Annotated in this window: 16 protein-coding genes; 8 read left to right on the top strand and 8 right to left on the bottom strand. The window is 67.3% G+C overall.

The window, feature by feature from the left end:
* Nucleotides 1-56 precede the first annotated feature (56 nt).
* Both ACIGJB_RS05450 and ACIGJB_RS05455 read right to left on the bottom strand, forming a co-directional pair.
* Complete coding sequence (locus ACIGJB_RS05450) at nt 57-1,088, bottom strand: FAD:protein FMN transferase (protein ID WP_483731735.1); 1,032 nt, start codon at nt 1,086-1,088, stop codon at nt 57-59.
* A gap of 8 nt (nt 1,089-1,096) precedes the next feature.
* Nucleotides 1,097-1,519 carry a c-type cytochrome gene (locus ACIGJB_RS05455; RefSeq protein ID WP_483731736.1) on the bottom strand — a complete coding sequence of 141 codons (423 nt, stop codon included), beginning with the start codon at nt 1,517-1,519 and terminating at the stop codon, nt 1,097-1,099.
* 223 nt (nt 1,520-1,742) lie between these two features.
* Between ACIGJB_RS05455 and nosZ the strand changes: the two genes are divergently transcribed.
* From nosZ to ACIGJB_RS05485, 6 genes are all read left to right on the top strand, one after another.
* Entirely contained in the window at nt 1,743-3,680 is a 1,938-nt protein-coding gene (gene nosZ / locus ACIGJB_RS05460; protein ID WP_483731737.1) for a TAT-dependent nitrous-oxide reductase, read from the top strand.
* A gap of 91 nt (nt 3,681-3,771) precedes the next feature.
* Entirely contained in the window at nt 3,772-6,402 is a 2,631-nt protein-coding gene (locus ACIGJB_RS05465) for a 4Fe-4S binding protein (RefSeq protein ID WP_483731738.1), read from the top strand.
* Complete coding sequence (locus ACIGJB_RS05470; protein ID WP_483731739.1) at nt 6,399-7,682, top strand: nitrous oxide reductase family maturation protein NosD; 1,284 nt, start codon at nt 6,399-6,401, stop codon at nt 7,680-7,682. Before ACIGJB_RS05465 ends, ACIGJB_RS05470 begins: the two co-directional genes overlap by 4 nt.
* Nucleotides 7,657-8,610, top strand: a complete 954-nt coding sequence (locus ACIGJB_RS05475; RefSeq protein WP_483731740.1) for an ABC transporter ATP-binding protein — start codon at nt 7,657-7,659, stop codon at nt 8,608-8,610. Before ACIGJB_RS05470 ends, ACIGJB_RS05475 begins: the two co-directional genes overlap by 26 nt.
* On the top strand, nt 8,607-9,461 hold the full coding sequence (locus tag ACIGJB_RS05480; protein WP_483731741.1) for an ABC transporter permease: 855 nt from the start codon (nt 8,607-8,609) through the stop codon (nt 9,459-9,461). Before ACIGJB_RS05475 ends, ACIGJB_RS05480 begins: the two co-directional genes overlap by 4 nt.
* Complete coding sequence (locus ACIGJB_RS05485) at nt 9,461-9,979, top strand: nitrous oxide reductase accessory protein NosL (RefSeq protein WP_483731742.1); 519 nt, start codon at nt 9,461-9,463, stop codon at nt 9,977-9,979. Before ACIGJB_RS05480 ends, ACIGJB_RS05485 begins: the two co-directional genes overlap by 1 nt.
* Nucleotides 9,980-10,024: 45 nt before the next feature.
* Here ACIGJB_RS05485 and aroG read toward each other — a convergent pair whose 3' ends face one another.
* From aroG to ACIGJB_RS05505, 4 genes are all read right to left on the bottom strand, one after another.
* Entirely contained in the window at nt 10,025-11,104 is a 1,080-nt protein-coding gene (aroG, locus tag ACIGJB_RS05490; RefSeq protein WP_483731743.1) for a 3-deoxy-7-phosphoheptulonate synthase AroG, read from the bottom strand.
* Between the two features lie 412 nt (nt 11,105-11,516).
* The gene (gene tldD, locus ACIGJB_RS05495; RefSeq protein ID WP_483731744.1) at nt 11,517-12,977 is read right to left on the bottom strand and encodes a metalloprotease TldD; all 1,461 of its coding nucleotides are present in this window, start codon (nt 12,975-12,977) and stop codon (nt 11,517-11,519) included.
* 82 nt (nt 12,978-13,059) lie between these two features.
* Nucleotides 13,060-13,881: a carbon-nitrogen hydrolase family protein gene (locus tag ACIGJB_RS05500; protein ID WP_483731745.1), complete on the bottom strand. Its 822-nt coding sequence runs from the start codon at nt 13,879-13,881 to the stop codon at nt 13,060-13,062.
* Between the two features lie 54 nt (nt 13,882-13,935).
* Nucleotides 13,936-18,186, bottom strand: a complete 4,251-nt coding sequence (locus ACIGJB_RS05505; RefSeq protein ID WP_483731746.1) for a YhdP family protein — start codon at nt 18,184-18,186, stop codon at nt 13,936-13,938.
* A 230-nt stretch (nt 18,187-18,416) separates the two neighbouring features.
* On the opposite strand from ACIGJB_RS05505, the gene glnE reads away from it, so the two are divergent.
* Together glnE and rrtA are read left to right on the top strand one after the other, a co-directional pair.
* The gene (gene glnE / locus ACIGJB_RS05510; protein ID WP_483732260.1) at nt 18,417-21,269 is read left to right on the top strand and encodes a bifunctional [glutamate--ammonia ligase]-adenylyl-L-tyrosine phosphorylase/[glutamate--ammonia-ligase] adenylyltransferase; all 2,853 of its coding nucleotides are present in this window, start codon (nt 18,417-18,419) and stop codon (nt 21,267-21,269) included.
* A gap of 31 nt (nt 21,270-21,300) precedes the next feature.
* Complete coding sequence (gene rrtA / locus ACIGJB_RS05515; RefSeq protein ID WP_483731747.1) at nt 21,301-21,882, top strand: rhombosortase; 582 nt, start codon at nt 21,301-21,303, stop codon at nt 21,880-21,882.
* A gap of 6 nt (nt 21,883-21,888) precedes the next feature.
* Here rrtA and mprA read toward each other — a convergent pair whose 3' ends face one another.
* The gene (gene mprA, locus ACIGJB_RS05520) at nt 21,889-23,526 is read right to left on the bottom strand and encodes an MprA protease, GlyGly-CTERM protein-sorting domain-containing form (protein WP_483731748.1); all 1,638 of its coding nucleotides are present in this window, start codon (nt 23,524-23,526) and stop codon (nt 21,889-21,891) included.
* Between the two features lie 137 nt (nt 23,527-23,663).
* A complete protein-coding gene (locus tag ACIGJB_RS05525; protein ID WP_483731749.1) occupies nt 23,664-24,104 on the bottom strand; it encodes a hypothetical protein in 441 nt (146 codons plus the stop codon).
* Nucleotides 24,105-24,125: the final 21 nt, after the last annotated feature.

A 24,125-nucleotide genomic window follows, 5' to 3' on the forward strand; every position in this document is an offset into this window, starting at 1 on the left:
CCAAAAGCCGCTTCCCGTGAGGGGGGCGGCTTTTTTGCGTCTGGAGGCAGCGCTCCCTATGCCATGCGAAGACGACGGGACATGCCGCCCGACATCCAGGGTCGCCCGGCGCCAACAATCAGCGCGTCGACGCCGCGCATCGGCTCCAGCCATCGCCTTCCGGCAGCCTCGCCGGCCACCATGATCGCGGCGCCCAGTCCGTTGACGGCCTCGACCGAAGAGGCGACCAGCGTGACGCCATGCGGCCCGTCGGCCGGCATGCCGGTACGCGGGTTCAGGACGTGGTGGTAGCGCTGGCCATTGCGGAAGAAGCAACGTTCATAGTCGCCCGATGAGGCGACCACCCCATTGCTGAGCGATAGCACGCCCAGCAGCCGTTCCGGTGCATGAGGATCGCGCACGCCCACGCGCCAGTCCCGTCCCTGCAACAGGCCACTCACGATGACATCGCCGCCGCCGTTGATCATGGCGTCATGGACCCCGTGGCGCCGCAGCGTCTGCATGCCTGCATCCAGGATTGGCAGCTTGGCGATACCGCCCAGGTCCAGGCGCATGCCGGCCCGGCGCAGCAACACTTCGCCGCGCGTTTCGTCGAGGATGACCTGGCGGTAGTCCACCAGCGGGCGTTCGCGCGCAAGCTCGCCGGCATCAGGAACATGAACGTCAGGCGATTCGAAGTGCCAGCCCGCGTAGGCGCCGATCGTTACATCGAAAGCGCCGCCGCTGCGTGCGGAAAGGTCTGCGGCAGTGCGCAGCAACGCAAACAATTCCGGGGACACGCGTGCTGCGCGGCGTCCCGCGCAGCGCTGCAGTTGGGCCACTTCGCTGCCCGCACGATAGCGGCTCATCTGCTGCTCCAGGCGAGCCATCTCGGCCAGGGCGGCCGTCATGCCGGCGCGGGCCATCGATGCGCTCGCGCACTGGACCACGATATCGACACGCGTGCCCATGAGCGGCCGCGATACGCGATGCACCGCGGGGTCGGCCAGTGCCGGCCGCACGAACATGCCGGTGGCCAGCAGGGACAGCCCGCCCAGACCGCGCAGGGTGCGCCGACGCCCGGCATCGATGATTCGGGGCTTCTGCATGATCGGCTTCAGCGCGAACGGGCGACCATGTAGTCGACCGCGGCCTTGACCTTGTCATCCGGCAGGGAAGGATTGCCGCCGCGCGCGGGCATCATGCCCTTGCTGCCGGTGAAGCCTTCGAGCGCGTGCTTGTAGAGCACGTCATTGCCCTGTGCGATGCGTGGTGCCCAGTCGGCCTTGTCGCCAGGCTTGGGTGCGCCGGCCACGCCGGCCGCATGGCACATGGCGCAGACCTGGCCGAACGTGCTTTTGCCAAATGCGTTCTCTTCACCGCCATTCGATGGCGTTCCCGCTGCCGGCGCAGCGGCTGCGGCGACGGCCGCCGGCTGGGCTGATTGCGCAGCGGGTGCCGCATTGTCTTGCTTGCCACAGCCAGTCATGGCAATGGCGGCGACTGAAGACAACAATATCAGGAGGGGTTTTTTAAACATGGCAGTTCCTTCGGCTCGATAGAAAGGCGAACAATTTCTCGCGCCGCCTATTCTGTCCGCTCTGCATTTTTAAAGATGCATTTCAGATGCACATCTGGCAATTCCATGACGATGGTCAATTCCACAAGGCGCAAGTGAATTGAAGATTCCGATCCGGATACAACAGAAGAAGAGTCGGCGGAAATTCATCCGCCGTTTGCAATGACGGATCGAGGAATCGAAAATGAGCAGGCAATTGCAGGAGCACGTGTCGCAACCGGATACGCCGACGGCGCCCGGGCGGCGGCGCTTCATCGGCACCGCGGCGCTGGCCGGCCTGGCCGGTGTTGCGGCATGCACGGACAAGGGCGGTAACGGGAACGGGGCGGCACCGGCGGCGGCCAGCGGCAGCGCCGCCGCCGCACCGCATGAGGCAGCGAGCATTCATCTGAAGCCGGGTGAACTCGATACGTACTACGGCCTCTGGAGCGGCGGCCACGCCGGCGACATGCGCGTGCTCGGACTGCCTTCGGGCCGCGAGATCCATCGCATTCCGTGCTTTGTGCCCGACGCGCTGGTCGGTTGGGGCATCACCAACGAATCGCGTGCGGTCATGGGAACGCGGCCTGACGGCGCGCTGAAGTACACCGTCGGCGATACGCACCACGTGCATGCTTCGTACAAGGACGGCAATTACGACGGCCGCTATGCGTGGATCAACGATAAGATCAACGCGCGCCTCGCACGTATCCGCCTGGACTACATGGTCTGCGACAAGATCACGGAACTGCCCAATGTGCAGGGCTTCCACGGCATCTTCCCGGACAAGCGCGATCCCGTCGACGAGAAGATCAACTACACCACGCGCGTGTTCTGCGGCGGCGAATTTTCCATTCCGCTGCCCAATGTCCCGACCGAAGACGCAAGCAAGTACCGCTCGCTGTTCACATGCGTCGACGCGGAATCGATGGAGGTGCGCTGGCAGGTCCTGATCGACGGCAACTGCGATCTGGTGGCGTCGTCCTACGACGGCAAGCTGGCCGCGACCAACCAGTACAACACCGAAATGGGCGTCCACTACGAGGACATGATGTCCGCGGAGCGCGATGCCTGCCTGTTCTTCAACGTGGCGCGCATCGAGGCCGCGATCAAGGACGGCAAGTTCAAGCACATCGGCGACTCGAAAGTCCCGGTCGTCGATGGCACGCACGCGGCCAACCAGGATCCGAAGACCGCGCTGACCGCCTATGTGTCCGTGCCCAAGAACCCGCACGGCGTCAATGCCAGTCCGGACCAGAAGTACTTCATCTGCGCGGGCAAGCTATCGCCGACCGGTACCGTGATCGAACTCGCGCGCGTACTGGACTGGTTCGACGGCAAACTCGAAAAGCTCGACGATGCCATCGTCGCCGAGGTCGAACTTGGCCTCGGGCCGCTGCATACCGCCTTCGATGGCCGCGGCAATGCCTACACCACGCTGTTCCTCGACAGCCAGATCGTGAAGTGGAACATCGACGCGGCCATCCGCTTCCACAAGGGCGACAAGAATGCCAAGTACGTCATCGACCGGCTTGACGTGCAATACCAGCCGGGACACCTGAACGCTTCGCAATCGGAAACCATCGCGGCGGACGGCAAGTTTCTCGGCGTGGGCTGCAAGTTCTCCAAGGACCGCTTCCTGCCGGTCGGGCCTCTGCATCCTGAGAACGAACAGTTCATCGATATCTCGGGCGACAAGATGGTGTTGCTCGCCGACCATCCGGTGCATAGCGAGCCGCATGACTTCATCATCTTCAAGCGTGAGCTGCTGCACCCGAAGCAGGTCTATGCGCTCGATGATTTCCCCAACGCGGTCAAGGACCCGAAGGACTCGGGCGTGTTCCGCAATGGCCGCAAGGTGACGGTCAAGATCACGTCGCAGGCGCCCGCATTCAGCCTGCGCGAGTTCAAGCTGAAGAAGGGCGACGAGGTCACGCTGATCCTGACCAACCTCGACAAGATCGAAGACCTGACGCACGGCTTCGCGATACCGAAGTACAACGTCAATTTCATCGTCAATCCGTTGCAGACGGCGTCGGTGACCTTCATCGCCGACAAGCCCGGGGTGTTCTGGTGTTACTGCACCCACTTCTGCCATGCGCTGCACCTGGAAATGCGCACTCGCATGATCGTTGAAGCCTGAGCCGGAAAGCGTTCGACATCCGGGGCCGCGCCTGCGTGGCGCGCGGCCCCGGGCAGAACACTGCCGCCCCCATCCCCCGAACGGCATCCCCATGTTCGCGAACAAGACAATGCGCACGCCGGGCCAATGGCTCGTCTTGCTGATCACCGCATGGCTGCTGCTGCTGTCATGCGCTCCGGCCGCACGTGCCGCAGCCTATGAAGCGGCACTGCCGCCGGGCCTGGCGGAAGCGCCGGACCTGTGCGCGCTGCTGCCATGCGCCGAAGTGCTGCCCGGCGCGACCAGCTTTTCCCACCGCAAGGGCCAGCCGCCCTATGTGGAAGCCTACGGCAGCGCGCCAGACGGTGCCAAGACGCTGCTGGGCTATGTGATGCTGTCCACCGACATCACCGATACGCCCGCCTATTCCGGCAAGCCCGTGGTCACGCTGATCGGCATGGACACGAAAGGGCGCTATGTCGGCATCAAGGTGTTGAAGCACTCGGAGCCGATCCTCTTGCTCGGCATTCCGGAATCGGCGCTGCTGGATTTCAACAAGCAGTACCTGGGCAAATCCGTTGCGGACAAGATCGAAGTCGGCCAGTCGCGCCCCGATGAGGGCGTGGTCGGCGTCGATGCGATTTCCGGCGCCACGGTGACGGTGATTGCGCAGAACCAGGTGCTGACGACATCGGCGGCAACCGTTGCGCGGCAGGTCGGCATTCTCGCGCCTTCCCACCGCGAGCCCGCAAGCTTTGTGGCCATCGGCAAACGGTACACCTGGGCCGAGATGGCCGAATCGGGCGCGGTGCAGCGCCTGCTGGTCCGGCCAGCACAGGTCGGGCTGCCGGCGGCTTCGGGCCCGTTCATCGAACTCTGGTTTGGCGACCTGAACCATCCGGACCTCGGGCGCAGCATTCTCGGCGATGCGGCATGGCAAGGCCTGCGCAGCCAGTTGGGCGCGGGAGAGCAGGCGATCTTCATCATTCGCACGGCAGGCACCGAGTCGTTCAAGGGCTCGGGCTTCGTGCGCGGCGGCATCTACGACCGCGTGCAGGTCCGGCAGGGCGCGGATGCCTTTACGTTCAGGGACCTGGACTATCTGAACCTCTACGGCATTGCCGCGCAGGGCGCGCCGACGTACACCGAGTCGGCCATCTTCGTGATTCGCAAGCCGGCGTTCTCGGCTGCATATCCGTGGAAGCTTTCGTTCCTGGGCAACCGCGTCGACCGTGCGACCGGCGTGCGCAGCTTCGCCAGCTTCGATGCGCCTTACTGGCTGCCTGACGCGTTGCTGCAGGGCGGCCGCCCCAAAGTGGAGGCGTCGGAAGCCGCCTGGCATAAGGTATGGCGGGCGCGCCTGCCGCAGATCGTGCTGTTCATCGCGTTGCTCTGTGCAGTCACGGTCGTCTACGCGCTGCGCGACCGGCTGACTCGCCGCGCGACCCACAAGAACAAATGGCCGGTCAACGCGTTCAAGTACGCGGCATGGGCCATCAGCATTGTCTTCGTCGGCTTCGGTGCGATGGCGCAGCCGTCGGTCACGCAGGTGCTGACATGGTTCCACGCGCTGCTGTTCCAGTGGAACTGGGCACTGTTCCTTAGCGATCCCTTCATCTTCTGCTTCTGGGTCTTTATCATCCTGACCGTGTTCCTGTTCGGTCGGGGCCTGTTCTGCGGCTGGCTGTGCCCGTTCGGCTCCTTGTCGGAGGCGATCTTCAAGCTTGGCCGCCTGGTCGGGCTGAAGCGCTGGCAGCGCCAGTTGCCGCGCGCCTGGCACGACCGGCTGAAGTGGCTCAAGTACGGCATCTTCTTCGGGCTGCTGGCCGTGTCGATGTTCTCGATGGGGCTGGCGGAAGTGCTGGCGGAAGTCGAGCCGTTCAAGACCACGTTCCTGGTCGGCATCAGCCATCGCGCGTGGCCGTACGGGCTCTTTGTCAGCGCTCTGCTGGGCCTGTCGCTGTTCGTCGAGCGTCCGTACTGCAAGTACATCTGCCCGCTGGGCGCGGCCCTGGCGATGCCGAGCACATTCCGCTGGTTCGGCCTGCGCCGCAAGATCGATTGCAACCAGTGCAAGGCGTGCGCGAATGGCTGCGGGTCGATGGCGATTGACGCGGACGGCCGCATCGATCATCGCGAGTGCCTGCATTGCCTCGACTGCATGGTGCTCTATACCGACGCCTCGGGCTGCCCGCCGCTGGCGAAGGAGCGCAAGCGCCGCACGCGCGACGGCCTGCTGATCACGCCGATTGGCCGCGACGGCTACTTCATTCCGATCGAACCCGTGCCGATCGCGGCGACCGCCGGCAAGCCGCTGCGTGCGGACCCGCGCATGGCCACCGATCCGGTCACGCCACCGTACTCGCGCAAGCGCGGCTGGCGCTGGCTCGCGGAGGAGCTGCGCGATCATCTCTGGCCGTGGAGCGCAGAGGGCTGGCGCTCGGCGCGCGCATTGCAAGTCGCGGGACTGGCCATCGCGCTGGCGGCGTCGGTAGCCTGGATGCTGGCTGCGGCAGGGCGGCTTTCGTCGGGCGCGGTGATCGGCTGGTGGTTCGGCTGGAGTGTCTACGAAGCATTGATCCGCCTGAAAGGGCGCGCCTACGTCAAGGAAGGGCCGTGGTGGCGGGCAGGCTACCGCAAGGCGTCGATCATGGACATGCTGTGCTACGTCGGCTTCAAGAACCTGCTGATCGGCGCCGTGCTGTTCCTGGTGCTGAAAGGCGCGGGGATGCTGTCGGGATGAAGCGATTCCTTGCCCTGCTGGGGATCGGCCTTTTGATGTGCGGCGCGCAAGCGGCGACGACCTGGCACGTGCTGCCCGACCAAAACCTGCAGGCGGCTATCGATGCCGCGCGCCCCGGCGACGTGATCGAGATCGCGAAGGGATTCCACGAGGGCAACTTCATCGTGGACAAGGCACTCACGCTGCGCGGCGTCGGACGGCCGACGCTGAGCGGCGCCTTGCGCGGCGACACGCTGCGGATCACCGCGCCGGATGTCGTCGTGGAAGGCCTGATCGTGCGCGACTCGGGCGACAGCCTGAAGGACCAGAACGCCGGCATCTACATCCGCCCCGGCGCGCACCGTACGGTGGTGCGGCATTGCGATCTCACCTACAACCTGTTCGGGCTGTGGATCGAGAAGGCGGACGACGTGCGCATCGAGGGCAACACCATCACCGGCAAGCGCGACTACAACTCGGCGCAGCGCGGCAATGGCGTGCAGCTCTACAACACGCGCGGCGCCAGGATCCTCGGCAACAACATCAGCTTCGTGCGCGACGCGTTGTATGTCGATGTCTCGCATCACGCGGTGTTCCGCGGCAACCGGCTGCACCACAGCCGCTATGGCACGCACTATATGAACTCCTACTACAACCTGTGGGAGGACAACGACAGCTACTACAACCGCGGCGGCCTCGCGCTGATGGAGGTGCGCGACCAGGTCGTGCGCAACAACCGCACGTGGGGCAATGCGGACCACGGCATCATGCTGCGCACCTTGCAGGACTCGGTCATCGAAGGGAATGTCGTGGCCGGCAACCAGCGCGGCTTCTTCATCTACGACGTGGAGTATGCGCAGCTGCGCGGCAACCTGATCGTCAACAACGCTATCGGCGTGCACCTGTCGGCGGGGTCCACGCGCAACGTCGTGCAGGGCAACGACCTGATCGGCAATCGCGAGCAAGTCCGCTACGTGGGTGCGCGGGACGAAGCCTGGGGCGGGCGCTCGCCCGCGGAGAAGGGACAGGGCAACTACTGGAGCAATTACCTGGGCTGGGACCGGGACGGCGACGGTATCGGCGACATGCCCTACGAGGCCAACGATCTGGTCGATCGCCTGGGCTGGCGTTATCCCGCCATGCGGCTGCTGCTTGGCAGCCCCGCGCTGCAGGCGTTGCGCCTTGCCGGCAAGCAGTTCCCGGTCCTGCGCGTGCCCAGCGTCGTCGATGCCTATCCGCGCATGCGGCCAGCCCGTAATAACTGGAGTGAATGGCGTGACAAGCCGTATCAAGGAGAGTGACCGGGCCGCGCCCGCCATTGCGCTGCGCGGGGTCAGCAAATGCTACGGTGCGCACCGGGTGGTGGACAACGTCGATTTCGTCGTCGGCCAGGGCGAACTGGTCGGGCTGATCGGCCACAACGGCGCGGGCAAGAGCACCTTGTTCAAGATGATGCTCGGGCTGGTGCCGCCCAGCGAAGGCGAGTTGGTGGTAGCCGGGGCGTCGGTGGCCGGGCGCGAATTCCGGGCGGCGCGGCGCAGGATTGGCTACCTGCCCGAAAACCTGGTGCTGTACGACAACCTCAGCGGGCGCGAGACGTTGCACTTCTTTGCCCGGCTCAAGGGCGTATCGCCAGACGCATGCGAAGCGATGCTGGCGCGCGTCGGCCTGGCGGACGCGGCGAAGCGCCCCGTGCGCGAGTATTCCAAGGGGATGCGGCAACGGCTCGGCTTCGCACAGGCGCTACTGGGCCAGCCGCGCGTGCTGTTTCTCGACGAGCCGACCAATGGGCTGGATCCGGCCGCGATCCGCGACTTCTACGAAATCCTGCTGGGGCTGCGCGCGCAAGGCGTGACGATCGTGCTGACGTCGCACATCCTGGCCGAGCTGCAGCAGCGCGCGGACCGCTTCGCGGTGATGGCGGCTGGGCGCATGCAGGCGGTCGGAAGCGTCGCGGCGCTGCGCGCGCAACTTGGACTGCCCGTCACCCTGGCATTGCGGCTGGAGTCGGGCGTGAGGCTTGCTGCCATCCGCCGCTTGCAGGCAGAGCCGGGGCTGGCGCTGGAGATCCAGGAGGGCGCGACCGAACAGGACCTGACGGTGCGCTGCGTGCCCCAGGCCAAGATGGCCGTGCTGGCGGCGCTGCAACCGCTGGGCCGCTGGCTCGACCTGCACATCCATGAGCCGTCGCTGGAAGATCTCTTCCTCGGGCTGGGGAGACAGGCATGATCAGCTTTGAAATTCGACAGGTGGCGACGCTGGCGGGCAAGGAATTCCGCGATCGCGTGCGCAATCGCTGGGTGCTCGCGGTAGCGCTGGTGTTTACGGTGTTCTCGGTGGCGATCAGCTATTTCGGTGGCGCGGAGCAGGGCACGCTGGGGCCGCGCTCAATCGAATTCGTGGTCACCAGCCAGGTCAGCCTGGTGATTTACCTCGTGCCGCTGATCGCGCTCCTGCTCGGCTTCGACGCTATCGTCGGCGAACGCGAACGGGGCTCGCTTGACCTGCTGCTCGCCTTGCCGCTGACGCGGGGCGAGCTGCTGCTCGGCAAATACCTCGGACTGGCCGGGGCACTGGCCTCCTCCACCATCGCGGGATTTGCGCTGATGGCAGGCTTGCTGTACGAGCGCTTCGGATGGCAGGGGCTCTACCCGTATCTTGGCTTCGTGCTAAGCGCCGTCCTGCTCGGACTCGCATTCCTGAGTCTGGCGCTGTTGCTGTCCGTGCTCAGCCGGGACCGTACCCGTGCATCGGGCATGGCCATCGCGCTGTGGTTCTTCTTCGTGCTGGTATTCGACCTGCTGCTGCTTGGGCTGCTGGTAGCGAGCAGCGGGCAGCCCGGCGCATCGGGTGGCTTTGCCGTTGGCCTGTTCAGCGGAGACTGGCTGGCTTGGCTGCTGTTGCTGAACCCGGCCGACATCTTCCGCATTCTCAATGTCTTTTCACTGGACCAGCTGCGCGGCCTCAGCGGCGTTGCCGGCATTGTCTCGCCATCTCTAGCCGACCCATGGCTGATGAGCGGGGCCATGCTGGCGTGGATTGCCGTGCCGCTGGTCCGTGCCGCCCGGAGGTTCCGCTGATGAAAACCATGCGCCGTCGCTTCTTGCTTGCCGCCGGTGGATTGACCGTCCTGGCCGCGTGCAGCAAGGTACAGGAAGGGCCCGTGCAACCGGCCGAAATCGAATCCGCCAGCACCTGCGACCTCGATGGCATGCTGCTGGCCGACTATCCCGGTCCCAAGGCCCAGATCTTCTATGCCGGCGATACCCGGCCGCACTGGTTCTGCGACACGGTGGAGATGTTCCACACGCTGCTTAAGCCCGAACAGGCTAGGCCGCTGCGCGCGGTGTTCGTGCAGGACATGGCGCTTGCGGAGTGGGAAAGTCCGCGCGGCCACTGGTTCGACGCCACCACCGGCGTGTACGTCTTCGGCAGCAAGCGCCGCGGGCCGATGGGCCCGGCGATTGCGAGCTTCCGCGATGCTGCGGGCGCCCGCGCGTTCATGGATGGCTACGGAGGGAAGATGCTGGCTTATGCAGAGGTCACCACCGACATGGTCGATATCTGCGGTGGCGCATCGAACGACGGCCGGATGTAGCGCCGCAGGCGGCACATACACCGGTCATCGATCAGGCGAGCGATATCAGTTGCCGCTGCCGCTTGCCAGGCGGCGGGCCTTGACGGCTTCGGCCAGCGTTTCCAGCACCTTGACCGAGTCGTCCCAGCCGATGCAGGCATCGGTCACCGACTGGCCATAGGTCAGGCCTTCCACCGGCGTACCCTGGACGTGGTCCTGGCGGCCCCCGACCAAGTGCGATTCGACCATCACGCCGACGATGCGGTCGTCGCCGGCGGCGAGCTGGCGGCCGATGTCCTCGCATACCGGGATCTGGTTCTCATGCTTCTTGCTGCTGTTCGCGTGCGAAGCATCGATCATCAGGCGCGCCGCCAGGCCGGACTTGGCGATCGCGTCGCAGGCTTCCTGCACGCTGGCCGCATCGTAGTTCGGCGCCTTGCCGCCGCGCAGGATGATGTGGCAGTCCTCGTTGCCCGAGGTCGACACGATCGCCGAGTGGCCGCCTTTGGTCACCGACAGGAAATGGTGCGGCTGCGACGCGGCCTTGATCGCATCGACGGCGATTTTGACGTTGCCGTCGGTGCCGTTCTTGAACCCGACGGGGCACGACAGTCCCGACGCGAGTTCGCGGTGCACTTGCGATTCGGTCGTGCGCGCGCCGATCGCGCCCCAGCTGACCAGGTCGGCGATGTACTGCGGGCTGATCATGTCCAGGTATTCGGTGCCGGTGGGCACGCCCATCTCGCTGATGTTCAGCAACAACTCGCGCGCGGTGCGCAGGCCGTCGTTGATCTTGAAGCTGCCGTCCATGTACGGGTCGTTGATCAGGCCCTTCCAGCCGACCGTGGTGCGCGGCTTCTCGAAGTAGACGCGCATCACGACTTCGAGCTCGTTGGCGAAGCGCTCGCGCTGCGTCTTGAGCAGCTTGGCGTATTCGAGCGCGGCCTTGGTGTCGTGGATCGAGCAGGGCCCGATGATGACGATCAGGCGGTCATCCATGCCGTGCAGGATGCGATGCATGGACTGGCGCGCGGCGTAGATCACGTCCGAAGCCTTTTCGGAGCAGGCGAACTCGCGGATCAGGTGCGCGGGCGGCAGCAGTTCCTTGAGTTCACGGATGCGCAGGTCGTCGGTGTTCTTCAGCATGATGAGTCCGGTCTTGTGAGGTCGTGGATGTTGTCTGGGCGAAGCAGGGAAAAACGCAGGTATAAAAAAAGCCGCCAGTCTTGCTGGCGGCTTTTTCTTTTCGGTTCGGGGCGCTTACAGCTGTCCCTCCCTATCCGCCAGCGGTGTGGGTTCGCTAAAAAAATAAAAGTAAAACTTAGCGGACATGGCGGAGAAGGGCAGGGCTGGGGTCAGCGTGAATTCGATTTTGTTTCGAAGCGCGGCATTTATGCTGCGCTGCGTGACAGAGGGGCAGGAAATTGCGCGGACACCGTCAGAATTTCGGGGTGCGGCGATCACCTGCGCGACCGCGAAGCATCTTTATAGCGCCTTTTGCATGGGTTGGCAAGTGCCGCGCCGGGCTTCGTCATGCCCTTTGGCGCGGCCGCCACGCTCAGGCGGTGCCGCCCACCGTCATGTTTTCGATGCGCAGCGTCGGCTGGCCGACGCCCACGGGCACGCTCTGGCCTTCCTTGCCGCACACGCCGACGCCCGAGTCCAGTCGCATATCGTTGCCGATCATGGTGACGTCCTTGAGGGATTCCGGGCCATTGCCGACCAGCGTGGCGCCCTTGACCGGATAGGTGATCTTGCCGTCCTCGATCATGTAGGCCTCGCTCGCCGAGAACACGAACTTGCCGTTGGTGATATCGACCTGGCCACCGCCGAAGTTCACGGCATACAGGCCCTTCTTGACGCTCGCGATAATTTCCTGCGGATCGCGGTCGCCATTGAGCATGTAGGTGTTGGTCATGCGCGGCATCGGCAGCGCGGCATAGCTTTCACGGCGGGCGTTGCCGGTCACGGGCATCTTCATCAGGCGCGCGTTGAGCGTGTCCTGGATATAGCCGCGCAGGATGCCGTCCTCGATCAGCGTGGTGCACTGGGTCGGGTTGCCTTCGTCGTCCAGGTTGAGCGAGCCGCGGCGATTGGCCAGCGTGCCGTCATCGACCACGGTCACGCCCTTGGCCGCCACGCGTTCGCCCATGCGGCCGGCAAAGGCCGACGACCCCTTGCGGTTGAAGTCGCCCTCCAGGCCGTGGCCGACCGCTTCGTGCAGCAGCACGCCGGGCCAGCCCGGGCCGAGGACAACGGTCATCGCGCCGGCCGGCGCAGGGCGCGCTTCCAGGTTGACCAGCGCCGAAGCCACGGCCTCGTCCACGTACTGCTGCAGCAGGGCATCGGTGAAATAGCCATAGGCGTAGCGGCCGCCGCCGCCGGACGAACCGATCTCGCGCCGGCCGTCCTGTTCTGCGATGACGGTGACCGAGACGCGCACCAGCGGACGCACGTCCGCGGCGAGCACGCCGTCGCTGCGCGCTACCAGCACCACGTCGTACTCGCCGGCCAGTCCGGCCATGACCTGCACCACGCGCGGGTCCTTGGCGCGCGCCATGCGCTCGACGCGTTCGAGCAGCGCCACCTTCTCGGCGGCCGCCATCGAGTCGAGCGGATCGTTCGGCGTGTACAGGTTGCGGCCCGTCTGCGAGGCCAGTTCGCTGGCCACCTTGACGCGCCCGCTGCCGGAACGGCCGATGGTGCGCGTGGCCGCCGCGGCCTGCGACAGGGCCGGCAGGCTGATGTCGTCCGAGTAGGCGAAGGCAGTCTTGTCGCCAGAGACGGCGCGCACGCCCACGCCCTGGTCGATGCTGAAACTGCCCGACTTGACGATGCCTTCCTCGAGGCTCCACGCCTCGTTGCGGGTGTACTGGAAATACAGGTCGGCGTAGTCGACCTTGTGCGTGAAGATGTCGGCCAGCACGCGCTGCAGCCTGGCTTCGTCCAGGCCATACGGCGCCAGCAGCAGTTGCTGCGCGGTGGCAAGGTTGCGGATTCCGAGATCGCCGGCGTTCATGAACAGTCCTTTTCTTTCTTGCTGGGCGCCGGCATGGGGGCGGCGCCATGTATTCAGGTTGAGGCGGGGGCTTTCGCCAATGCTACAGCACCCGGTGTCGCAGTGCGGGCAGGTTCTGCCGGACTTCGGCCAGCCGCGCGGGGTCGATCACGCCGGTGACGACGCCTTCGCCCTCGGGCAGCACGGCCAGCAACTCGCCCCACGGATCGACCAGCATCGAGTGGCCCCAGGTGCGGCGGCCGTTCTCGTGCTTGCCGCCCTGTGCGGCGGCGAGCACATAGCACTGGTTCTCGATGGCGCGGGCGCGTAGCAGGATTTCCCAGTGCGCCTGTCCCGTGGTGTAGGTGAAGGCGGCCGGCATCAGAATCAAGCTCGCGCCGCCGTCGCCTGCAAGGCTCCGGTAGAGTTCGGGAAAGCGCAGGTCGTAGCACACCGACATTGCCACGCGTCCGCACGGCGCGTCGAAGCTGACCGGCGTGCTGCCTGCCAGGATGGTGCGCGATTCGTCATAGCTTTCCGTGCCGCGCGTAAAGCCGAACAGGTGGATCTTGTCGTAGCGGGCGATGCGTTCACCGCGCGGGTCGAAGGCAAGCGAGGTGTTGTAGACACGCGCATCGTCGCCGCACCACATCGGCAAGGTGCCGCCTACCAGCCAGATGCGGTGGCGTCGCGCGGCATCCGCCAGGAACCGCTGCACCGGGCCGTCGCCGTCCTGCTCGCGGATGGCGATCTTGTCGGCTTCGCGCTGGCCCATCATGCAGAAGTACTCGGGCAGCAGCACCAGTTCGGCACCGCCGCGCGCGGCTTCTGCGATCAGCGTTTCCGCACGGGCGAGGTTGGCATCGACCGACGTGCCGGTCACGGTCTGGATGGCGGCAACACGAAACGGGGCAGGGGCTTGCATGGATCGGTTCCTTGGACGGCACGCTCTGACAACGCCGGGGCTCGGGCCTCAGGGCTAGAAGGCCGGCTCGGTGCGGTTCTGGTACGTCGGGTGTTGCGCCTTATTGTCCCCCACTTTGCCGATCTCCGGGTTGGCCCAGCTGCCGGTGATGCGGTAGTGCTGCGTGAACGCCTTGGAGAACTCGTCGGCGAACAGCAATTGCGCGGCGAGCGTGCCGATGCCCAGCACCGGGTTGATAAAGGCCGCCGCCACCGACGTGGTGGTGGCATTGATGCGCGGCACCACCAGGACGTCCAGGTCCTGTGTCTCGCGCAGCAGGTTAGCCGAGCCCGACATGCTCGCAATGATCTGCGGGCTCTTCAGCTCGAAGTCCCGGATCGATCCCACGCCGTTCTCGATCGTGCCGGACCCGGAAATCCGGTCGAACAGCAGCCCCCGTCCGGACAGCGTGCGGAAATCGAGCGTGGCAAAGCGCAGCAGGCCCTGCAGGCTGAGCACGCCGAGCAGGCGCGCCGCGCCGGGATCGACACTCAGGATCTGTCCGTTCTCCAAGTCGAGCGAAAGCCGCCCGGCCAGCGTCGGGTAGTCGATCGACATGGGCGAGCCGCGCCAGGCCACGCGTCCTTCGAGCTTGCCCTTGCCGTCGCGCAGCGTGTGCGGCAGGCCCAGGCGCTCCAGCGTGGCGCCGGCATCGCGGATATCGATCGAGAACGTCAGTGCCGTGCGGCGCGGCGCGTTGGCAGGGTCACCGTCGCGCAGCCGGCGCGGCACGCGCCACGTGCCGCTGCCGGTCAGCGTGGCGCCCGGCTGGTCGATCAGCAGCCGTTCGAGTGTCCAGACCGGTTCATCGCCGCTCTTGCTGCTGCGGGCCACGACCTCCAGCTTGCCGAAATCATGCCCGCCCAGCACGAACTGCTCGGCCACCAGATCGATGGACGGCAGCGTGTCGATGCTGCTGGCGATGGCGTCGACAACGTTGTGTTCGTCGCTCGCGTCTGGCACGTTCAGGCGGCTCAGGCGCAGGCGCATGGCGCCGGAGCCCGGGCCCTCGGCGCGCCACTGCATCTTGCCGGCGATCTGGCGCGAGTCCAGGTTCACGTCCCAGCCGCTGGCCTCGCGCATGGCCTCGATCGTGACGTCGTCGATGGTGCGGCCCGCGGCCCTGAGCGTGCGCATGCGCGCGTTGATGCGCTCGGGCAGGAACGCGGGCGGGCTGGCGCGGCGGCTGCCGTCGCTCTGCATGCCGCCCAGGCTGGCGAGCGCGGCGCGCCAGCCATCGAAATCGAACTGGTCGAGCGTGGCCGCTGCCGTGACGCCGCTGGCGGGCAGCGGCGCCGCCTGCTGCAGGCCGATGCCGCCGGCCACCACCTCGGTGTCGCCGCCGTTGCTTTCGGGGCGCAGCAGGTAGCGGGCGTTGAGCGCACCGCCCAGCTGGACCACCATCTCGTCCAGCCCGGTGCGTCCGGGCGCAGGGCGCAGGTCGAAACGCAACGGCATCTCCTGTGCGGCGGGCTTGGCCAGCGGCGCGGGCAGGCTGATGGCCATGCCGTTCAGGTCGGAGCTGACCTGCACCTGCATCTGGCGTTCGCGCACGCCGAACACCGCGCTGTAGCCCGTGTTGCCTTCGAGCCTGGCCGCCAGCGCCGCGACGGCGGAGCCGGAGGCCGCTTCGCGCATGCCTGCCGCCGTGGCGTTGCCGTTGGCGGTGACGCGCACGCCGCCGTCGGGCTGCGAGCCGCCGCCGAGGCGGACTTCGCCGCCGAGGAAGCGTGCTCGCATATTGACGAGCTGGAAGCCGCGCTCATTGAAGGCGATGATGCCGCTGGCCCCGCCGAGTTGCGGGGTTTGCGCGTTGAGCACGACATCGTTGCCGGGGAAGCGGAAGGTGCCCTCGACGCGCGTGGCATTGGCGTTGGTCAGCGGCATGTCGAGCTTGAGCCTGAGTTCGCCGTTGCCCTGCGCGCGCGAATTGTCCGCCACGTGCCCGGTCCACTCGCGCACCGGCGAGGCCGCCATGTACTGCAGGAAGCCTTGCACCGCGCCGCTGGCGCCGCCGTCGATTTCCAGGCGCCCGCGGTCGCTCAGGTCGTCGATGCGGCCGTTGACATCCTGCAGCGTGACGCCGGCGATGCCCTGGACCGCGGCCCGCCGCGCCAGGAACGACATGCCGCCGCGCTCGAACAGCACCTGTCCGTCGATCTCGGCAAAGGTCGGCCACAGCGGCGCGCCACCCGGGTTGGCCTCGTGTGCCGCGATCTGGTACTTGACCTGGCGGATTGGTACTTCCACGCGGAAGTCGCCGGCCTTCTCATGGGGAGCATGGAACGGGAAATGCGTCAGGTCGCCCTTGAGCACGAAGCGCACGCCAGCCGCCTCGCCGCCGGCCAACGCGCCGGCCAGGTAATGGCGCGTGCCGGCGGGGATGCCCAGCGGCAGATAGCGCGGCACGCGTGCCACCTGCGCCCGGCTGAGTTCGCCGCCCAGGTCGGCGATGCCCGCTTCACTGTCGCCGCCCGTGCGCCAGGAACCGCTCACGGTGCCGGCCGTGTCGGCATTGGCGAAGCGGATGTTCTCCACGTTCACCGTCATCTTGCCGTCCCGGCGGGTCCAGTGCACGTCGCCGGCAATCTCGTCGAAGGGCAGGCGGGGCTCGTCGAACATGCCGGGCAGCACCAGCGCGGCGCTGGCGCCTTCGAAATGGACCGCGCCTTGCCGGTCATCGAAACTGAACGTGCCCGACAAGTTGGCAAAGCCCGGCGTGCCCAGGTTGGGCTTGCCGTTGGCGCCGACCGCCGGTACCGCCGGCTGGCCGTTGACCGAGACGTTGCGCAGCGTGCCCTGCACGGCGTAGTGGGCTTTGCCCGGACGCCGTTCGAGCATGCCCGCGCGGTCGCGGTTCCAGGCCACGTTCAGGTTGTCGATATGGCCGGCCGGCTGCAACGCGCGCAGCTGGCGCAGCACCGCGGTATCGACCGGCATCGACGTGGCCAGCGCACGCACGGTGTTCAGGTCCAACGTAGGGGCCTTCAGCGAGAACATGCGCAGCTCCCCCTTGTTGTCCATGGCCCAGCCCAGCGTGACCTTGCGCATGCCTTCGCGCCACGCGTTGTCGTTGGCCGAAGGCGGTCCGGCTGCGGGCCGCGGTTGCCAGAGCAGGGTGTCGATGGTCAGCAGGTTGCTGCCGTCACGCTCGCTGCGATGCAGGAGGAAGGCCTGGGCATTGGCAAGCTGCAGCGCTTCGCTGGCGCCCGCAAGCTGCAGGTCGATGCCGCTGCCGCGCAGCCGTGCCTGGCTGCGCACAATGCGGCCGCCATGGAACTCCAGCGAGCCGTCCGTGCTGAAGCTGCCGCCCGTCACGCGCTCGAACACGGTCAGGTAGCGCTGCACGACCGGAAGCTGCAGTTGCGTGATGTCCCAGCTTGCCTGCCCGGACCAATGGCGCCAGTTGCCGGCGCTGTGCAGGTAGTCGTGGCGCAGGCTGGCGCGCAGCACCAGCGGCCGCGGCGCCAGCGCCTCGGACTGCGCTTCCAGGCTGATCTCGTGGCGCTGGCCGCTGCGCCGCGCGTTGAAATGGATCTGGGCCACGTCCAGTTGCGGCAGGTGGCCCTTTTCGTCGAGCCAGCGCAGCTTGCCGTCGCGCAGGTCCAGATTGCCCTGGGCCATCAGCCAGTCCAGGAAGCGGTTGTCGTCGGTGTTGCCGCCGGTGGTGTCGACCGCCATGCCGGCGACCAGCAGCTTGCCCTCGGGCGTGCGGCGTACCAGTACATCGGTCTGCGTTGCGCTGAGCGTCTCGAACTGCAGGTTCATGCTGAACAGCGAGCGCCATGCAAGCTGGCCATCCAGCGATCCGGCCGAGAGCAGCGTGCGCTGCTGGGGATCGACTACCTTCAGGCCGTGGGCACGGAAGGCGGGGTGCCAGCCATTCCAGTAGGTATCCAGCGAATCGATGGTCAGCTTGGCCGAGAGCGCCAGCGAGCCGCGGTCTTCCAGCCATTGCCGCGCCGCCGCGGCTTGCGGCCAGAGCACGAAGCGGATCATCAGGCCCGCCACCAGTGCCAGCGCAGCCAGGACCAGCACCAGGCGCAGCAGGGTGCGGCCCAGGCCGCGCCACACCGGATGGCGCACGGCCGCGCGCACCGACGCGGCACAGCCGCGTGCAAACGCGCGCGCGCGCGCCGCCGGCGAGACCGGCGCAGCAATCGACGGGGAGGCAATGGAAGCGGCCAGGCTGGCGACGGCTTCCTGGCTACCCGCGCCCGCGTTGGGAGTGGAGCCGTCAGCAGGGTTTGGGGCGCGGCTGGACATGCGCAGATTATCCGACAATACTAGCCGCTCTCCAATCTGGCGCCCGGCCTTGGTATGTTGCAAACACCTGACACGCGAAGGGTGCAGCGGGCGCTGCCGCACTTGTTCACGCATTTCAAGCTACTGGAATGACTGCCTCTGATCCGACGAGTTCCGCCGTAGGCAATGCCGCTGAAATCCAACCCGGCCAGAATGACGCAGGCGCCACGCCCGGCCAGCCGCTGTGCGACATGGCTTGCGGCGCATTCGCCACTACCGCTGCCACTGGGCCGGAACCGGTCGATTTCGAGGGCCACGTATTGTACTCGGCGGCGAGCTCGCATTACGTGCGCCGCGTGCTGCTGGCCCGGCCGGAACTGGCCGGCATCGTTGCGGCGTCCGCAACCGAGCCGCTGTCGCGGGCCTGGATGAGCGAGCGCCTGAAGGCGTTGCAGGAGCCGTCGGCCGACCTGGAAGAGTCCGTCAAGCGCGCGCTGCGGCGCCTGCGCGCCGAGGTCATGTGCGTGGCGATCGAGCGCGACCTGCGTGGCCAGGCGACGCTGGCCGAGGTCACCGGGGCCATGACCGATCTGGCCGAGCTTTGCATCCAGCACGGCCTGGCGATGCTCGGCGACGACCTGGCCGCCACCTTCGGCAGGCCGGTCGGCGAGCAAAGCGGCGAAGTGCAGGAACTCGTCGTGGTCGGCATGGGCAAGCTTGGCGGGCGCGAACTCAATGTTTCCTCGGACATCGACCTGATCTTCCTGTATGACGAGGACGGCGAGACCCGTGGCGGCTCGCGCAGCCTGTCCAACCATGAGTATTTCATCCGGCTGGGCCGGCGCCTGATCAACCTGCTGGCCGACGTGACCGGCGACGGCTACGTGTTCCGCGTCGACATGCGCTTGCGGCCAAACGGCGATGCCGGTCCGCTGGCATGCAGCCTGGGCATGCTGGAAGAGTACCTGGTGGTGCAGGGCCGCGAGTGGGAACGCTACGCGTGGATCAAGGGCAGGGTGGTGTCGGCGCTCGACACGGCGCACGCGCAGCGCACCGCGGACCTGCTGGCGCGCCTGACCACGCCCTTCGTGTTCCGGCGCTACCTGGACTATGGCGTGATCGCCGCGATCCGCTCGCTGCACGCGCAGATCCGCAGCGAAGCCGCCAAGCGCAGCGGCGGCCTGCCCGGGCATGGCGTCAACCAGCGCTCATTCAATATCAAGCTCGGCCGCGGCGGCATCCGCGAGATCGAATTCATGGCGCAGGTGTTCCAGCTGATCCGCGGCGGGCAGGACCCGGCGCTGCGCGTGCGGCCCACGCTCGAAGTGCTGAAGGTTGCGGTCGACCGGGGGCTGCTGCCCGCAGCCCAGGCCGCACAGCTGGCCGATGCTTACCGCTTCCTGCGCCAGCTCGAACACCGCCTGCAGTATCGCGACGACGCCCAGACCCACCACCTGCCGACCGCGCCCGAAGAGCAGTTCGCCGTGGCGCAGATGATGGGCTGTGCCGACTGGCCCGAACTGCTGGGCAAGCTGGCCGCGCTGCAGGAGCCGGTGGCGCAGCAGTTCGAGGCCACGTTCTCCGATCCCGACGCTTCGCCGTGCGAGGCCCTGTGGCCCGGCATCGTGCTGGAAGACCAGCAGGCGCGCAATACGCAGGAGGCGCCGGACCAGAGCGGCCCGGATACCGAGGTGTCGCCGTGCCAGCGCCTGCAGGAAGCTGGCTATACCAATTGCCCGGCCCTGCTGGACCGGCTGCGCGCCATCGCCACGTCGCTGCGCTACCGTGCGCTGTCGGAATCGAGCCGCGTGCGCTTCGACCAGCTCGTGAACCGCGCGCTGGATCTTGCAGCCAGGCAGGAGGACGCGGACAGCACCATCACGCGCTTTATCGATTTCCTCGAGGCAATCAGCCGCCGCGCCTCGTATCTCTCGCTGCTGTCGGAATACCCGCAGGCCATGGACCGCGTCGCGCATACGCTGCACGCGTCGCGCTGGGCGGCCACCTACCTGACGCGCCATCCGCAACTGCTCGATGAATTGCTCGACAGCGATGCGCTGGCCGGCGCCCCCGACTGGCCCGCGTTCCGCCGGCGCCTGTCCGAGCGCCTGCTCGACGCGGACGGGCAGATCGAGCAGCAGATGGATGTCCTGCGCCGCGAGCATCATGTCGAAACCTTCCGCATCCTGCTGCAGGACCTGCAGGGGCTGCTGACGGTCGAGCAGATCGCGGACCGGCTGTCCGACCTGGCCGACGCCATGCTGGAGGCCACGCTGGAAACGGTCTGGCGCCAGCTCGCCACGCGCCATTGCGAGACGCCGCGCTTCGCGGTGATCGCCTATGGCCGCCTGGGCGGCAAGGAACTGGGCTATGCGTCGGACCTGGACATCATCTTCCTGTATGAAGACGAGCACGAGCGCGCGCCCGACGTGTACGCGGCCTATGCGCGGCGGCTCATCACCTGGCTGACCAGCCATACGGCGGCCGGCTCGCTGTTCGACGTCGACATGCGGCTGCGCCCGAACGGCGCGGCCGGCCTGCTCGTCACCAGCTTCGATGCGTTCCGCCGCTACCAGCTGCGCGAAGGCGATAACACCGCGTGGGTCTGGGAGCACCAGGCGCTCACGCGCGCGCGTTTCTGCGCGGGCGATGCGTCGATCGGCGCGCGCTTCGAGGCGCTGCGCGACGAGATCCTGCGCCAGCCGCGCGACGCCGCCGCGCTGCGCGATGAGATCGTGCAGATGCGCGGCAAGGTGGCGGAAGGGCATCCGAACCCGACGCCGCTGTTCGATCTCAAGCATGACCGCGGCGGCATGGTCGATATCGAATTCACCGTGCAATATCTGGTGCTGCTGCATAGCGGGACCCACCCGCAGCTCACGCGCAACGCCGGCAATATCGCGCTGCTGCGCGAAGCCGGCGAACTCGGTTTGATCGACGCCACGCTGGCGGTGCAGGTCGGCGACGCCTACCGCCAGTTCCGCGCGCTGCAGCACCAGCTGCGGCTGGACGGGCAGGACCAGGCTCGCGTGCCGGCCGCGCAGGTGGCGGAGCTGACCGCGCGCGTCACGGCGCTCTGGCAGGCCGTGTTCGGTGCCGCCTGATCCGGCCCGGCCCGGCGCAGCATGGCCGGGCATGCTGGCCGCCATCGCCGTGGTCTGGGGGCTGTCGGCCCTGATGAGCTTCGTGCCATGGCTGCACGCGCACGGCCTCTACCTGCGCGACGCCGTGCGGGGCGGCGAGTGGTGGCGGCTCGTGACGGCCATGTGGGTACACCTGGACTGGCGCCACTGGCTTGCCGATGCCTGCGCGGCCGCGGGCCTGCTGCTGGTGGCCGGCCGTGCGGTGCGTGCACGTGAAGCCCTGCTGGTGCTGGTGCTCTGCGGCATCGCGGTGCAGGTGGCGCAGCTGCGCGTGCCGGCGATCGGCTGGTATGGCGGATTGTCCGGCGCACTGCACGGACTGGCTTTGTGGGCGGCACTGAGCGTGATGCGCGTGCCCGGCTTGCCGCGGGCGATAGGGGTGCTGCTGAGCCTTGGCGTGATCGCCAAGGTGTGGTTGGAACAATCGTGGCTGGCGCCGGTGGTGTTCGATCCGTCCTGGGGCTTTGGCGTAGTCCGTGCCGCGCATGCGGCCGGTGCCGTGGCGGGCCTGGCATGCTGGCTGCTGCAGGACTGGTGGCGGGGCCGGCGCGCGCCAGCCCCGGATCGAGGCTGACGGCGCTCAGCCGCGGCGCCGCAGCGAGAACGCCAGCAATCCGGCCACGCCGAGCAGGGCCGCCAGCCAGGGCTTCATCGCGCCGCCGCCACCGCCGCCCGACGATGGGGCCGGCGGTGCCGCGGTGGTGTTGGCCGCCGCGGTCAGCGCGCCGGCGGCATCGAGCAGGCCCGCGCCGCACACGCCTGGGTTGGTCGTGCAGAAAGTGCCGGACGGATGCGGCCGTGCTGAACTCTTTAACGCGGCCGTGACCTGTGCCGGTGACAGCGTCCCGTTGACAGACAGCATCAGCGAGACCACGCCCGATACCATCGGCGCCGCGAAGCTGGTGCCCTGTGAGTTGATGATGTTGTATGCGCCCAGCGACGTCTTGCCATCATTGGATAGCGTGCGGATGAACGACACGGGCGTCGTGCAGGCACCGTTCTGCACCTTCGAGTTGCCGCAGCCGCCGCCCGGCGCGCTGATCGTGACCTGCGGCCCCACGTTGGCGAAGCTGGCGTTTTCGCCGTCGTTGGCGTGCGCGGTCACAGCGATGACGCCGCTGCAGTCGGCTGGCGCTTCCAGCGCCCCGCCGCTGTTGCCGGCCGCCACGACCACCGACACGCCGCGCCCGACCACATCGTTGATGGCTTGCTGTTCGATGCTGGTGCAGGTACCGCCGCCGAGGCTGATATTGATCACGCGTGCGGGGTTCACGTTGTCCGGCACATTGGGCACGCTAATGCCGGCAGCCCAGCGCATGCCGTCGACCGTGTCGGAGAGCAGGGCGCCGCAGCGCCCGGCAACCCGCACGGGCAGGATGCGCGTGCTCCAGTCGACCCCGGCGATGCCCACGCCATTGTTGGTCAGGGCGCCCAGCACGCTTGCCACGCGGGTGCCATGCCAGGAGTTGGACGTGGCCGTGGTCGTCGGCGTGGAGCTGCCCGGGCAGAGGAAGTCCTTCGGCACATTGTCGCCGGCGTCCGTGGGATCGCTGTCGCGGCCGTCGCCGTCATTGGAGACGGTAGTGCTGCTGATGAAGTCGTAGCCGGCAACCAGCTTGGCGGCCAGGTCAGGATGGGGCAGGTAGCCGGTGTCGAGCACCGCGACCACGATGCCCGCGCTGCCGCGCGAGCGGTCCCACGCGCGCGGCAGGTTGGCGCCGCCGATGGCGGTGCCGGTGCCCATCATGTACGGCTGGGCCGAGGCGAATTCGGGATCGTTGGGAATCGTGTCGTGCAGGTGCAGCCAGCGGTCGGGCACGGCGTCGGCGACGCGTGGATCCTGCCGCAACGTGGCAGCCAATGCCTCCGGATCGGGGTGGCTGCCGTCGGCCGCGCCCAGCAGGTCAGTATTGCCTGCCATGCTGCGCCGCACGGCGAGGTTGACGCCCGAGTGGCTGCGCAACTGCTGCAGGCGCTCTTCTCCGGCAGGGGTGCCTTGCTTGGCATCCCCCATTGCGCCCGACGCACTCGGCGTGAGACTGGCATCACGCCAGCGTACGATGACATTGCCGGTATAGGCGGGCGCCGCCTGAACGCCGTCGGCCGCTAGGGTGGCCGGGGCATGTATCGCCCAGCACAGCGCCACGAGCGCGGCAGCGGGCCATCGGAGGACAGCGGCGCGGCTGCGCCTGGAAACGCGGTGCGACAGGTGCGGCATGAACGCCTCCCGGTGCGTCCCGGGGTGCATGGCGGCATTGCGGCCAGCGCCCGGGACAGTGCTATGTAGCGAATACGATCCGTTCGGATTCCGCAAGCTCGATGAAGGCTTGCCCCGGACAACGATGCTTCGGCCGCTCAGCTCGCCGGCATGTCGCGGCTGACGGGCATGGTGTGGTTGGGCTTGAGCATACGGTCAGGCTCCGCCGTGCCGATGCGCGGTGCCGCACGCAATGTCGCCAGGGCCTGGTCCATGGTGGCATCCGGCGAGGCACTGATGGCCGTCACCAGCCACACGCCGCCCGACAGCGGGCGCTTGACCACATAGCGGATCGGCCCTTCGATTTTGTCGAGCAGCTTGCCGGCTTCCTCGGAGACATTCACGTCGGGCGCCGTGAAGCGGACCATGATGTCGCCGACCACCCGATCCGCCGAAATGGTGCCGCGCGGAGGTTGCGATGCCTTGGGCTGCGCCTGACAGCCGGTCAGCGCCAACAATGCCGCGATGGCGACCGCCCCGGCGGCGAACACCGGCACGAAGGCGCGCCGGCGACCGGCGGACGGCAGAGGGCGGGTCATGGTTTGCTCCTGTGAATACGT

This window comes from Cupriavidus sp. C2SS-8b, assembly GCF_057073745.1.

Excerpts from the sequence above, each read along its gene's own strand:
- ACIGJB_RS05470 (WP_483731739.1), top strand. The coding sequence starts at position 6,399 with ATGAAGCGATTCCTTGCCCTGCTGGGGATCGGCCTTTTGATGTGCGGC.
- ACIGJB_RS05450 (WP_483731735.1), bottom strand. The coding sequence starts at position 1,088 with ATGCAGAAGCCCCGAATCATCGATGCCGGGCGTCGGCGCACCCTGCGC.
- ACIGJB_RS05480 (WP_483731741.1), top strand. The coding sequence starts at position 8,607 with ATGATCAGCTTTGAAATTCGACAGGTGGCGACGCTGGCGGGCAAGGAA.
- ACIGJB_RS05455 (WP_483731736.1), bottom strand. The coding sequence starts at position 1,519 with ATGTTTAAAAAACCCCTCCTGATATTGTTGTCTTCAGTCGCCGCCATT.
- ACIGJB_RS05505 (WP_483731746.1), bottom strand. The coding sequence starts at position 18,186 with ATGTCCAGCCGCGCCCCAAACCCTGCTGACGGCTCCACTCCCAACGCG.
- aroG (WP_483731743.1), bottom strand. The coding sequence starts at position 11,104 with ATGCTGAAGAACACCGACGACCTGCGCATCCGTGAACTCAAGGAACTG.
- rrtA (WP_483731747.1), top strand. The coding sequence starts at position 21,301 with ATGCTGGCCGCCATCGCCGTGGTCTGGGGGCTGTCGGCCCTGATGAGC.
- ACIGJB_RS05500 (WP_483731745.1), bottom strand. The coding sequence starts at position 13,881 with ATGCAAGCCCCTGCCCCGTTTCGTGTTGCCGCCATCCAGACCGTGACC.
- ACIGJB_RS05465 (WP_483731738.1), top strand. The coding sequence starts at position 3,772 with ATGTTCGCGAACAAGACAATGCGCACGCCGGGCCAATGGCTCGTCTTG.
- ACIGJB_RS05525 (WP_483731749.1), bottom strand. The coding sequence starts at position 24,104 with ATGACCCGCCCTCTGCCGTCCGCCGGTCGCCGGCGCGCCTTCGTGCCG.
- glnE (WP_483732260.1), top strand. The coding sequence starts at position 18,417 with ATGGCTTGCGGCGCATTCGCCACTACCGCTGCCACTGGGCCGGAACCG.
- mprA (WP_483731748.1), bottom strand. The coding sequence starts at position 23,526 with ATGCCGCACCTGTCGCACCGCGTTTCCAGGCGCAGCCGCGCCGCTGTC.
- nosZ (WP_483731737.1), top strand. The coding sequence starts at position 1,743 with ATGAGCAGGCAATTGCAGGAGCACGTGTCGCAACCGGATACGCCGACG.
- ACIGJB_RS05485 (WP_483731742.1), top strand. The coding sequence starts at position 9,461 with ATGAAAACCATGCGCCGTCGCTTCTTGCTTGCCGCCGGTGGATTGACC.
- tldD (WP_483731744.1), bottom strand. The coding sequence starts at position 12,977 with ATGAACGCCGGCGATCTCGGAATCCGCAACCTTGCCACCGCGCAGCAA.